The organism is Pseudarthrobacter sp. CC12 (assembly GCF_039907755.1).
GTDB classification, from domain to species: Bacteria; Actinomycetota; Actinomycetes; order Actinomycetales; family Micrococcaceae; genus Arthrobacter; species Arthrobacter niigatensis.
The window spans coordinates 26424-38127 of record NZ_JARDJH010000029.1 but is presented as its reverse complement, the minus strand read 5'-3'; the positions used below and the strand labels follow the sequence as shown (position 1 = coordinate 38127).

Below are 11704 nucleotides of genomic sequence, written 5' to 3'. Positions count from 1 at the left end.
CTACTTGACCCCTCCGGCGGTGAGCTGGGCACTGTGGCCGGATTCGACGTCGGACGCGTTGCCTTGGGCGCGGTCTGCACCTTGGTGCCTGACGCCGTCGTCCGCCTTGGCATTGGCGCCGGGCTCGCCGATGCGGACCAGCGCGTCGGTGACGAGGTCCCAGAACCGTGCGTGGTCCAGGTCCACGGCCACGCTGGTGTGGCAGTCATTGGGGGCCGGGGCGCGGAAGTCCGCCACGGTCATGCCGAGCGTGAGGCTGCCCTGAAGTTCGATGTTCACGGGGACCTTGCGGGTGCTGACGATGCTGGGGTCGATCACGTACGCGACGGCACAGGGATCGTGGACCGGCGGGTAGTCAAAGCCCTGCGCGTCCTTGTAGGTGTGCGCGAAGAAGTCCATCAGCTCGGTGACGAACCTTGCCGGGGTGGTGCCGATGGCGGCGATCTTTTCCACGACGTCCGGGGTTGCCAGTGCCTGGTGGGTGAGGTCCAGGCCCACCATCACGACAGGCCACTTCTCGTTGAAGACGATGTGGGCGGCCTCGGGGTCGATGATGATGTTGAACTCGGCCACGGCGCTCCAGTTGCCCACGTGGTAGCCGCCGCCCATCAGGACCACTTCCTTGACCCGTTCCACGATCCGCGGTTCCTTGCGGGCAGCCATGGCGATGTTGGTCAGGCCGGCGGTGGGGACCAGGGTGACGGTGCCGGGTTCGTGCGCCATGACGGTGTCGATGATGAGGTCGACGGCGTGGCGCGGGTCCAGCTCGATGGTGGACTCCGGCAGGGCGGGGCCGTCCATGCCGGACTCGCCGTGGATGTCCGGTGCGGTTTCGATGCTGCGGACCAGCGGGCGGGGGCAGCCGGCGGCGAAGGGGACGCCGGTGATGCCGGCGATGGTGCCGACGGCGAGGGCGTTGCGGGTGACTTTTTCGAGGGTCTGGTTGCCTACCACCGTGGTGACGGCCAGCAGTTCGATGTTGGGGTTGCCGTGTGCCAGCAGCAGGGCCACGGCATCATCGTGGCCGGGATCGCAGTCCAGGATGATCTTCCGGGGTTCTGTTGAACCCGTCCGGTACTGGCTCGCTTGGGGATTTGGTTCCACGATGGTGCTCCACGTCATTGGGGCCTGCCTTGCGGGCAGGGGTCTTGAGTATTCCGGGAGTGATCATGACAGGGTTTCGTGGCTCACGTCAAGCGCTTAACGTGGGTGGCAGCATTGGCGCACGTCAAACGCTTGATGCCTTGTGGGGCATGGAAGGTCAGCACTCCCACCGCGCCCAGCCTTTTAAGGCGTGACCGGTGCCCGGCCGCGCCTACTACGATCAAAGTATGGATTCCGGGGAACAGGTGCAGCAGCAACGGCCACGGCCGCGGCGCGTGACGGCGGCGATGGTCGCCGCGCGGGCCGGCGTTTCGGTGGCCACGGTGTCGCTGGTGGCCAACGGCAAGACGGCCGGCCGCGTGGCCGAGGACAACATTTCCCGGGTGCGGGAGGCCATTGCGGAGCTGGGGTACGTGGTGGACGGGATCGGCAGTTCCCTGGCCAAGGGGGTCAGCTCGATTGTGATCCTGGTGGCGCCGGACATCTCCAACCCGTTCTTCGCCAAAGTGATTGCCGGGGTGCGCGAATCGCTGGGGCCGCAGTACCAGCTGCTGCTGTCCGTTACCGAGGCCGGCGAGTTTCCGGCGGCCGCCGATGTCCGGCGGCTGATGTCCCTGCGGCCGGCGGGGCTGCTCGTGGACGCACCCAACGCCGGGTTCCTCGAAGACCTCGCGTCGCCGTCGCCCCTTGTCCTGCTTGATGCGCCGGGCCTCGAGTCCTACGCACCCTCCGTGAACCTGGATGTGGCCAGCGGGGCACGCCAGCTGGCGGCGCACCTGGCCGACGCCGGGCACAGGGAAGCTGCCTATGTGGACAGCGTGACCGGCACCGAGACGTTCGCCGTCCGGCGCGCGGCGTTCCTGGAGGAGGCCGCCTCGCGCGGCATCAGCGTCAGCCCGGAACGCATTATCAGCACCACCATCGACGTCGGCGCGGGGGCGGGCGCGTTCGCCGAAGCGTGGCCGGACTGGAAGCGTGCGGGGGTTACCGCCGTCGCCTGCGCCACCGACACCCACGCGTACGGGGTGCTGCAGGAAGCGCGCGTGGCGGGGATCCGGATACCGGAGGAGCTGGCCGTGGCCGGGTTCGACGACCTGCCCTATTCGGCCACCAGCAATCCGGGCCTGACCAGTGTGCACCTGCCGGCCACCGCCCTGGGCCAGAAGGCCGGGGAACAGCTGCGCAGCCTCATGGAGGGAAAGTCGCTGGGCCACGGCGGCGTCACGCTGGAGACCTCGCTGGTGGTGCGCGGCTCCACGTCGGCCGCCGCAACGTAGGCTTCCTGTCATACCCCGGCCGTAAGCTGGGACCATGCCGAGTAACTGGGAAAGTCTGGACGCACCGCTGCGTGAGTCGGTGCAGCACAACGTGGAGATCTATGAGCGCGTCCGGCCTGCCCTGAAGCTGGTTACCCGCGATGTCCTGCTGGTTTTGCGTGACATGCTGAAGGGCAGCGAGGTCACGCCGCTGTTCGTTACCGGCCGCACCAAGACCGTAGAGTCCTTCAAGGAGAAAATCTCGCGCACCGAGGAGCCACTGGAACCGGGTGGGCGGAGGCTCCTGAAATTTCCGGACCCCTTCCGGACGCTCAATGACATGGTGGGCATCCGGGTGATCACCAAGCTGCCGGCGGAGAATGCTGCGGTGGCCAACATCATCAAGCGCCAGCGGCAGCTTTTCGACTGCCGCGGCGACCGGGAAAAGGACATCGGTTCCATCGAGTCAGGAACCTACGGGTACTCCAGCCGGCACCTGATCCTGCGCACCATCCAGAATGAAGCCGTCAAGGAGTACCAGCAGGTTTTCAACCCGGATCTGCAGCCCAACGGCAGCTACTTCTTCGAGTGCCAGATCCGCACCATCTTCGCGCACGCGTGGAGCGAGATTGAGCACGATATCCGGTTCAAGGCCGAGGACCCCCGCGCCTGGACGCCGCACTTCGACCGGCAGTTCACCGCCACCGCCGCCATGCTGGAAACAGTGGAAACCGCCTTCTCTGACCTTCACGAAAACTACGAGGAGGTCCGCGGTTACTGGGACATGGACGGTGAGGGCGCGGCCCCGCTGACGCCGAACCGTATCCGGGATGTATGGCGGACCCTGCTTCCGCACGTGGACCGCAAGGTGGACGATGACTGGGGCTGGGCTGCCGAGCTCCTCGCCGCGCACGGGCTCAACCAGACCATGCAGCTGGCCGGGCTGCTCAGCGCCAACCAGATCACGGAGGTCCGCAGGGCCCTGGACCACCGCTACTCCCCCGGCCCGGACCGGCTCCTGGACGACCTCCTCCTCTGGCAGTACGGCACCAAGCACATCGACCTCACGGCGGAAGAGCCCGACGCCGTCCCGCACCCGCGGCGGGACAGCCTCCTGCGGCGGCTGCGGCAGATTGAGCGGTACAGGATGACGAAGAAGTAGGGCGTTGGTGGAACGCGTGCGGCTGGTACTGTCCGGCTTCGGTGCCGTGGGCCGTGCCTTCGGGGATGCCGTTTTGGGCCAGGATTCCGGGCTGCGGATCGCTGCCATCAGGGGGCATGCTTCTCAGGTGGTCCTTTCGCCCGGCTCCGGGGTGCCCGAACGTTCTTCCTGGGGGCCTCTCCGTCCTCTTGGGGAGACGCTGGCCAGCACTGGTGCCGCTGTTCTGGTCCAAGCTCTGCCGTCTTCGCCCGAAGCTCACGGCCGGGCGTTGCAGGAGACGCTGGCTGCCCTGCGGAGCGGCGTGGATGTGGTCACGGCGACGAAGAGCCACGTCCTCAGCAACTGGCGCGAGCTTGAGCAGGCCGCTGCTGAAGGCGACAGCCGGATCCGGATTTCGGGAGCAACCGGGGCGGCGCTGCCCACGGCGGACCTTGCCCGCGTGGCGCTGAACGGGATGGGCTGCACTGCGGTGCGGGCCTGCCCGAACGGGACGTCAATGTTCGTTTTGGACCAGCTGGCCGCAGGTATTGGGCTTGACGCTGCGGTGCTGGAGGCCCAGCGGCGCGGTATTGCAGAGGCGGACCCGTCCGCGGATCTGTCCGGGAAGGACGCGGCCACGAAGGTTCGGCTTATTGCTGGGCTGCTGTGGGACTGGGACGTTGCCCGGATTGCGGTAGAGGCGGAACCGATCGATCAGCGGGCGCCGGCCCTGGCTCTGGCCGCCGCCCGGCAGGGACTCCGCCTCCGCGCCGTGGCGCGCGCGTCCCTTGAGCGGCCGATGGTAGTTACCGTTCGCTTGGAAGCCGTGGCGCCCACGGATCCGCTTTTCCACGTCGCCGGCCCGGAGAAGGCAATGGTCTTCAGCTGCCCCGAGGCTGGCGACCTCACGGTGCAGGGCGGCCGCTCCAGCCCTGCCGGGGCCGCACTGGCGATGCTGAAAGATGTACTTAACCTGCTTGGGCTAAGTGGCGTCGGGTTTCAGTGAAGGGCATCTGTTGGAAGGGAACGACATGAACGAGATGCCTGCCATTGACCGGATGCTGGCGGAGAGCCGCGTCGGGCTTGACCGTGTCCACGCTTCTGATCTGGGGCGGGAGATGGCCGACGGTGCCCTTGTTATGGAAACTAGGCCGGTCGATCAGCGGGAGCGCGACGGTGACCTTCAGGGAGCAGTGGTCATTGACCGAAACGTTCTTGAATGGCGGCTGGATCCGTCAAGTCCCCACCGGCTCCCAATCGCAGGCGACCCTGACCGTCGGATCGTGGTGGTGTGCAAAGAGGGCTACAGTTCCAGCCTCGCTGCGCCCACCCTGCAACGGCTGGGCCTGACCCGGCGACAGACCTCATCGGCGGCTTCCAGGCCTGGGCGGCGCTGCGGAAGTCCGACTAGTTCCGCAGCTTTACGAAACGTCAATTATCGGCTCTCTAAAAGAGTCGAGGGAGTGACAGCAAAAGGGGTTGTTTTCCCAGTGTCGGTAGTGGGCGTTTTCCTCTGGCTCCCGAACTGGCTGGTGCTGGCTAGCGGCTTTCCACGCGTGCGCGCACAGTTCGGTAGGCGAACTCTACGAGGTAGTCGTTGAGGGCATGGCTTGCTTTTTCGGCGTCCTCTGTTTCGCGGTTGAGGATGGCGCGGAGGATTTGGGCGTGTAGGCGTGATCCCTGGCTGATTTCGGCTTGTTCGTCCCGGACGTGGGTGATCCAGAATCGGCGCGAGAGTCCTTGGAGGGGGGCCATGGCGTCGGCGAGGTATTCGTTATGGCTCGCGGCGACGATCATCTGGTGGGTTTCCTTGACTGTGTCCAGGTACTGCCTGAGCGTGAAGCGGTCTGCCTCGAGCAGCTGAACCATTTCCTGCATTGCGTTGCGCTCAAGGTTGGTTGCGGCTTCACAGGCCAGACGCACCGCCAGGGCTTCGAGTACCCGCCGGAGTTCGAGCATCCTTAACTGGGCTTCTACTGAGGCGGGTGGGACGAGTACGCCTTTGTTGGGGTGGATCTCCACGAGCCGGTTCCGGGCCAACTGCTGCAGGGCCTCCCGCACCGGGGTCCGGCCCAGGCCGGTCTTCTCCATCAGGACCGCCTCGGAGACAAGTGAGCCGGGAGTAAGTTCCTGGAAGACGATGAGGCGTTCAATCTCCTCGTAGGCTTGGGCGGCTTTTCCCTGCTGCATCATGCTCCCACTCTAGCCGAACCCCTTGCACAACCGGTATATCGGTCGCATACTGGTGTGACTGGCTTCACCCCCCCTTCCCACTTTCAACAGAATTGAGGTCTGCAATGGCGAAGACCCTTACCGTCGAACGGCGTTCCATCGACTACATCCCACCTGAAGAGCGCCACGGCAAGCCCAGGAGCCTGCTCTTCGTATGGTTCGCTGCCAACACATCCATCACCGCAGTCGTAACAGGTGCCCTGTTTGTCATCTTGGGCAACAGCGCTCTCTGGTCGATCCCGGCCATCATCCTGGGCAACGCGGTAGGCGGGTTTTTCACCGCCCTGCACTCCGCCCAGGGCCCCAAACTCGGTGTGCCACAGATGATCCAGAGCCGGGCGCAATTCGGCTACTTCGGGGCGATCCTGCCGCTGGTCCTGGCCCTGATGATTTACGTCGGCTTCTACGCCACGGGCCTGGTCCTTGGCGGCCAGGCGATCGGCACCCTGCTCCACGTCCCGCCGCAGGTGGGCGCCATGGTCTTCGCACTCATGTCGGCGACACTGGCCATCATCGGCTACCGCTACATCCACAAGTTTTCGCACATTGCCGCCGTCCTGAGTGCCGTCGTGTTCGTCATCCTCCTCGTCCGCATCATCGCCGACGGGAACATCGGCCCAGTCGTGGAGACCAACGCGTTCGATGGGGCCGCGTTCGTCCTGGGCATCTCCCTCTCGGCCTCATGGCAGCTGACCTTCGGACCGTATATTGCGGACTACTCGAGGTATCTACCCGAGGACACCCCCAAGCGCGCCACGATCGGCTGGACCTTCCTGGGCAGCGTCCTGGGCGGCTCCCTGGCCATGACCCTGGGCGCTCTCGCCGCGGCCCTGGGCGGCAAAGCCTTCGGTCACGACCAGGTCGGCTACCTCGCCGGGCTCGGCGGCGCCATCTGGCCGCTGGTCCTGCTCGCCGTGATCCTGGGCAAGCTCACCGGCAACACCCTCAGCTCCTACGGCGGCTACATGTCACTCGCCACGATCATCACCAGCCTCACCGGCCAAGACCGGGTCAGCCCCCGTCAACGCTCGCTCTACGTCATAGCGATCTCGGTCGTTTCACTGGCCATCGCGTTGGCGGCCACCAACAACTTCCTGACCAACTTCACTAACTTTCTGTTGTTCCTGCTCTACTTCATGACCCCCTGGTCGGCCATCAATCTCGTCGACTACTACTGGGTCCGCAAGGAGCGCTACAGCATCGCCCAACTCTTCCTCCGAAACGGCGAATACGGCCGTTTCAACAAAGGCGCCTTCCTGGCATACGCCGTCGGAGTGCTCATCCAAATCCCGTTCATGAACAGCTCGCTCTACGTCGGCCCCATCGCCAACCTGCTCGGAGGCGCAGAAGTAGCCTGGCTCATTGGCCTCGTCGTCGCAGGCGGCCTGTACTACGCCACCTCCCGCGCCGTCCGAAACCGCGCCAGGACCTTTGAATCAATTTCAGGAAAGCCGCATGGGACCGCTGTCCCCGCAACGGCAACCATCACCTCTGAGGAGACCTTGTGAAATACGACCCCGCGCTCGAGCGCAGCCCCCTCCCCTACTCGCCCTTCAAGAGCTGCACCGTTCCCCGACCCATCGGCTGGCTCTCCAGCATCAGCCCGGACGGCGTGGAAAACCTGGCCCCTTACAGCCAGTGGCAGAACCTGACCTTCGACCCGCCCATGGTCATGTTCTCCGCCAACCAATACCCGGACGGGCGGCGGAAAGACACCGTCCTCAACGCGGAGCAGACCGGCTGGTTCGTCTGGAACATGGCCACCTACGACCTCCGTGAGGCCGTCAACATCAGTGCCATGGCACTGCCTTTCGAGGAAAACGAGTTCGACCGCGCCGGCATCAGCAAGCGATACGCCGAGCTCTCCCCCACACCCATGGTTGCCGAGAGCCCCGTTCATTTCGAATGCAAGTACCTCTCAACACACAGAATGACTGGCAACTCCAACGTCGGGACCATCGACATCGTCTTCGCACAGGTCGAACGGATCCACATCAACGACGAAGTCCTCACCCCCGACGGCCGACTCGACATCCCGAAAATCCGGCCCCTGGCCCGAATGGGATACCACGACTACACCTCCATCACAGAGACCTTCGAGATGAAAATCCCCCAAGCGTCCGACGACGAGGCATACGGCCTCGCCGGCCAACCCGCCTAACAAACCCCGCGATCCCGAAGACCCTGCACTCCCCCTGCAGGGTCTTCGGCTACACAGCGGAAGTCACCCAGGGACTGTCTGAATAACGGTGGATCCACAGTTGGCCTGACACGCCGGGCGTTGCCTGGCGGGGAGGACTGATCATGAGCGACACCATGGATCCCATGGCGACTGATGTGGATCAGCAAGAGTTAGCGCAGCAGCTCCTGGCCCAGGCCAAGGAACAGGGCATCGACCTCGTCGGCCCGGGCGGCCTGTTGAACCGGCTCACAAAGAACGTCCTGGAGACCGCGCTAGAAGCGGAAATGGACGAACACCTCGGATACGAAAAACACGACGTGTCCGGACGCGGGAGCGGGAACTCCCGCAACGGCACCCGCACCAAAACCGTGCTGACCGAGATCGGGCCTGTGGAGATCGATGTGCCGCGGGACACCGGCTCGACCTTCGATCCGCAGATCGTGCGCAAGCGGCAACGCCGGCTGACCGGTGTTGACGAGATCGTGTTGTCGTTGAGCGCTAAGGGGCTCACAACCGGGGAAATCGCGGCCCACTTCGCAGAGGTGTTCGGCGCTAGGGTCTCCAAAGACACCATCTCGCGCATCACGGAAAAGGTCATCGGGGAGATGACCGAGTGGCAGAACCGGCCCCTGGACCCGGGGCAGTGTCTAACGGTCGTTGCGAATCCTGATTTTGAAGGATTCCAATGCCCAGGTACGCCGCGAACAAGATGCCACCTGAAGTCAAGCGTCAATATTTTGAGTTGATCCGGCAGGGGCTCAGTGGCTCTGCTGCCTCGTCTCAGGTCGGCGTGTCGCTGAGCTGTGGCTCGCTGTGGTTCATCGACGCTGGCAGCGTGGACTTTGTAGACAAGCCGATTAGTCGCCGATACTTGACTCAGGATGACCGGATCGAAATTGCAGACGGTCTTGCCGGCGGCGAGCCAGTAAAAGCGATCGCTGCCCGCATCGGAAAAAGCTATCAAAGCATTTACCGGGAGATCGCACGCAACCGAAAGCCCAATGGCCGCTACCAGCCCTGGTACGCCCACGGCCAAGCCCATCAACGCCGGCTCAGGGCCAGAGAACGCCGCCTCGCCCTCAATGAGGCGCTCAGGGACGTCGTGGCCGGTAAACTTGATCAGCATTGGTCACCAGCCCAGATCAGCCGCTGGCTCAAACGCCGCTGGCCTAAGCGCCGCTCCTGGCATGTCTGCGCCGAGACCATCTACGAAGCCGTCTACCGTGGCCTCATCACCGCGCAGGACAGCCTCACCCTTCGCACTGGCCGGACGTACCGGCATAAACGTGGGCGCGGCAGGACCCGTGAAGGGGCACTGAAACAGTCCACCAACATGAAGCCGATTAGCCACCGCCCAACAGTCGTAGAGACTCGCACCCGAGTAGGGCACTGGGAAGGCGACCTCATCATAGGCACCGGTCAGCGTTCAGCCATTGCCACGCTCGTCGAACGCAAGTCCAGGCTCACTCTCCTCGTCCCGATCCGGGGCGGGCGGACAGCCCAGATTGTCGGTGATGCTCTCATCCAGGCGTTCACGATGCTTCCGAAAGCTCTCCGGGGCACACTGACCTGGGATCAGGGCAACGAGATGTTCCATCATGAACGAATAGAGCGCGAGACGGGACTGCGTATCTACTTCGCCGATCCGCACTCCCCGTGGCAACGAGGGACGAACGAAAACACAAACGGCCTGCTGCGCCAGTACTTTCCCAAGGGAACCGATCTGGGTCTGATAACCGATGAACGGCTACGCAAAGTCAGCATCGAACTAAACAGCCGGCCACGGGAATGCCTAAATGACCGCACCCCATATCAACTCATGGCACGATGGAAACACCAGCTCCAAACCACCTAATTCGCAACGATGGCTGGAAACCGCCCGGTCTACCCGGTGATGTTCATCGACGCGATTCACGTCAAGGTCCGCGACGGGCAGGTCACGAACCGGCCAGTCTACGTCGCCATCGGTGTCAGCGTCAGCGGCGAACGCGACATTCTCGGGTTGTGGGCCGGGGACGGCGGCGAAGGGGCTAAGTTCTGGCTCTCCGTGCTGACCGAGATCAAGAACCGCGGCGTCGAGGATGTCTGCATCACTGTCTGCGACGGGCTCAAGGGCCTGCCCGAGGCCATCAACACGGTCTGGGAGCGGGCCGTCGTTCAGACCTGCATCGTGCACCTGATCCGCAACACCTTCCGCTATGCCGCCCGGCAGTACTGGGACGAAATGTCACGCGACCTGCGCCCGGTCTACACGGCCCCGTCCGAGGCTGGGGCTAAGGACCGCTTCGTCGAGTTCTCGGGCAAGTGGGGCCGCCAGTACCCCGCGATCACCCGGCTGTGGGAGAACGCCTGGAGCGAGTTCGTGCCGTTCCTGGACTACGACGTCGAAATCCGGCGGGTCATCTGCAGCACCAACGCCATCGAATCCGTCAACGCCCGCTACCGGCGCGCGGTCAGGGCCAGGGGCCATTTCCCCACCGAGCAGGCGGCCCTGAAATGCCTCTGCCTCGCCACCCGGGCACTAGACCCCACAGGCAAAGGCAGGGCACGATGGGCCACACGATGGAAGCCGGCGCTCAACGCCTTCGCCATCACTTTCGACGGAAGAATCAACTAAATGCCAACCGTGGATCCACCGAAAATCGGACAGTCCCGTCACCCAATCGGACAAACTACTCCCGGCTCGGCCCAGCCGGTACAGATTTACAGAATATCCATTATCGGCGCTTTAATTTCTATGGGGAAGCGTCGCTAAAGTTCGGGCTGACGCCGCGCATTATCGCGTTCGTGAATGGCGCCGTATGGGACCGCTGACGTGAGTGAAACCGAGAATCGCGAAAAGTCGTGCCGGGTGACCAGAATGCCGAGAGTCCTGCTCATGTCTGCCTTAAATCTCGCAGTTGTAAGGGCTCTGGAAAGTTCATAATCGCGTTCTTGGGGTGTCGTCACCACAAAGTCTGCGATGGGCATGTTGGTGGACAATTTATGCCTTGGAGTGTCGTGGTGGTCAGGGTGCTGGGTGCATTATTTAGCCGGTTCGAATGAGTACCCCCTTGCCCTTCGCAGGTTGTGGGTACTGCAGTGTCGAAATGCTTCGTGAGAGGTTATTTTTTGGGTACGTCGAGTTCCCCTGTTACATACTGCGCGCGGCCGAAGCCGAAGGACCAGTCTTCAGGGGTGTTCTCGACGTATCCGATGAAGACGTTTTCGCCGCCTACGCCGAGCTGACCCAGCTTCGCCGCTACAGCCGCAAAAAGTGCTTGTTTAGCTTCTCGACTTCGTCCACCCTGTGTGAATATCTGGATCATGACTACGTCGCTTGTACGTACGAAGCCCAGCCCCGCATCCTGGGCAAAGATCTGACCTGCTGGATGTTCCGTAAGGATGTGGAAGTAGTCGCGCTCGGGGATGCCGTATTCGTCCAGGATGGCATCATGTATGCCTTTGCTTAGGTTCTGCAATTCCTCCTTCGTGCGTCCTTCATTGACGTCGATTCGAACAAGGGGCATGTCGTCTCGCTTTCATGTCTTGAATTGACCTTTTACTAAGGCTTTACGGCCTCTGTTCGCTCAGCTGTTTCGGGTTCCTTACCGGGCCTCCTCGTGGAAGATGGTGAAGGTCCGGGGTCCGCTGAGGGTGACCAGGACATCAGATTTCCGAACCCCAGCTTGGGTGGCAATTTGTTGAACCAAAGCATCAAGGGTTTGTTCGACTGAAGTGGGATCCCAGATTTTCTGGGTGATGGCGTTGGGTGAATCGTGGCTCATGCCGGCTCTCCTCTAAGGTGAG

Annotated in this window: 11 protein-coding genes and 2 pseudogenes; 9 read left to right on the top strand and 4 right to left on the bottom strand. The window is 63.3% G+C overall.

Going from position 1 to position 11704, the window contains the following annotated elements:
* Positions 1-1122: a nucleoside hydrolase gene (locus PV772_RS17330; protein WP_347886950.1), complete on the bottom strand. Its 1122-nt coding sequence runs from the start codon at positions 1120-1122 to the stop codon at positions 1-3.
* A gap of 209 nt (positions 1123-1331) precedes the next feature.
* Between PV772_RS17330 and PV772_RS17325 the strand changes: the two genes are divergently transcribed.
* The 4 genes from PV772_RS17325 to PV772_RS17310 are packed head-to-tail and all read left to right on the top strand — an operon-like array spanning position 1332 to position 5102.
* A complete protein-coding gene (locus tag PV772_RS17325) occupies positions 1332-2381 on the top strand; it encodes a LacI family DNA-binding transcriptional regulator (RefSeq protein WP_347886949.1) in 1050 nt (349 codons plus the stop codon).
* 34 nt (positions 2382-2415) lie between these two features.
* Positions 2416-3522 (top strand): RelA/SpoT domain-containing protein, encoded by a 1107-nt coding sequence (locus PV772_RS17320; RefSeq protein ID WP_141158694.1) that lies wholly within the window; start codon positions 2416-2418, stop codon positions 3520-3522.
* Between the two features lie 7 nt (positions 3523-3529).
* On the top strand, positions 3530-4507 hold the full coding sequence (locus PV772_RS17315; RefSeq protein WP_246839883.1) for a hypothetical protein: 978 nt from the start codon (positions 3530-3532) through the stop codon (positions 4505-4507).
* Between the two features lie 25 nt (positions 4508-4532).
* The gene (locus PV772_RS17310; protein WP_347886948.1) at positions 4533-5102 is read left to right on the top strand and encodes a rhodanese-like domain-containing protein; all 570 of its coding nucleotides are present in this window, start codon (positions 4533-4535) and stop codon (positions 5100-5102) included.
* Here PV772_RS17310 and PV772_RS17305 read toward each other — a convergent pair.
* A complete protein-coding gene (locus PV772_RS17305) occupies positions 5041-5694 on the bottom strand; it encodes a GntR family transcriptional regulator (protein ID WP_141158696.1) in 654 nt (217 codons plus the stop codon). The two genes, PV772_RS17310 and PV772_RS17305, sit on opposite strands and share 62 nt — an antisense overlap.
* A 104-nt stretch (positions 5695-5798) precedes the next feature.
* On the opposite strand from PV772_RS17305, the gene PV772_RS17300 reads away from it, so the two are divergent.
* From PV772_RS17300 to PV772_RS17280, 5 genes and pseudogenes are all read left to right on the top strand, one after another.
* Positions 5799-7241: a cytosine permease gene (locus PV772_RS17300; protein WP_141158697.1), complete on the top strand. Its 1443-nt coding sequence runs from the start codon at positions 5799-5801 to the stop codon at positions 7239-7241.
* Entirely contained in the window at positions 7238-7894 is a 657-nt protein-coding gene (locus tag PV772_RS17295) for a flavin reductase family protein (protein WP_141158698.1), read from the top strand. Before PV772_RS17300 ends, PV772_RS17295 begins: the two co-directional genes overlap by 4 nt.
* A gap of 143 nt (positions 7895-8037) precedes the next feature.
* Positions 8038-8550: pseudogene (locus PV772_RS17290) on the top strand (transposase); the annotation flags it as partial.
* Between the two features lie 50 nt (positions 8551-8600).
* A complete protein-coding gene (locus PV772_RS17285) occupies positions 8601-9770 on the top strand; it encodes an IS30 family transposase (protein WP_347886947.1) in 1170 nt (389 codons plus the stop codon).
* An 18-nt stretch (positions 9771-9788) separates the two neighbouring features.
* A pseudogene (locus tag PV772_RS17280) lies at positions 9789-10532 on the top strand (IS256 family transposase); the annotation flags it as partial.
* Between the two features lie 487 nt (positions 10533-11019).
* Here PV772_RS17280 and PV772_RS17275 read toward each other — a convergent pair.
* Entirely contained in the window at positions 11020-11424 is a 405-nt protein-coding gene (locus PV772_RS17275; protein ID WP_347886946.1) for a tautomerase family protein, read from the bottom strand.
* 78 nt (positions 11425-11502) lie between these two features.
* Positions 11503-11682 carry a hypothetical protein gene (locus PV772_RS17270; protein WP_347886945.1) on the bottom strand — a complete coding sequence of 60 codons (180 nt, stop codon included), beginning with the start codon at positions 11680-11682 and terminating at the stop codon, positions 11503-11505.
* Between the last annotated feature and the right edge of the window lie 22 nt (positions 11683-11704).

Excerpts from the sequence above, each read along its gene's own strand:
- PV772_RS17330 (WP_347886950.1), bottom strand. The coding sequence starts at position 1,122 with ATGACGTGGAGCACCATCGTGGAACCAAATCCCCAAGCGAGCCAGTAC.
- PV772_RS17325 (WP_347886949.1), top strand. The coding sequence starts at position 1,332 with ATGGATTCCGGGGAACAGGTGCAGCAGCAACGGCCACGGCCGCGGCGC.
- PV772_RS17320 (WP_141158694.1), top strand. The coding sequence starts at position 2,416 with ATGCCGAGTAACTGGGAAAGTCTGGACGCACCGCTGCGTGAGTCGGTG.
- PV772_RS17310 (WP_347886948.1), top strand. The coding sequence starts at position 4,533 with ATGAACGAGATGCCTGCCATTGACCGGATGCTGGCGGAGAGCCGCGTC.
- PV772_RS17305 (WP_141158696.1), bottom strand. The coding sequence starts at position 5,694 with ATGATGCAGCAGGGAAAAGCCGCCCAAGCCTACGAGGAGATTGAACGC.
- PV772_RS17300 (WP_141158697.1), top strand. The coding sequence starts at position 5,799 with ATGGCGAAGACCCTTACCGTCGAACGGCGTTCCATCGACTACATCCCA.
- PV772_RS17285 (WP_347886947.1), top strand. The coding sequence starts at position 8,601 with ATGCCCAGGTACGCCGCGAACAAGATGCCACCTGAAGTCAAGCGTCAA.
- PV772_RS17275 (WP_347886946.1), bottom strand. The coding sequence starts at position 11,424 with ATGCCCCTTGTTCGAATCGACGTCAATGAAGGACGCACGAAGGAGGAA.
- PV772_RS17270 (WP_347886945.1), bottom strand. The coding sequence starts at position 11,682 with ATGAGCCACGATTCACCCAACGCCATCACCCAGAAAATCTGGGATCCC.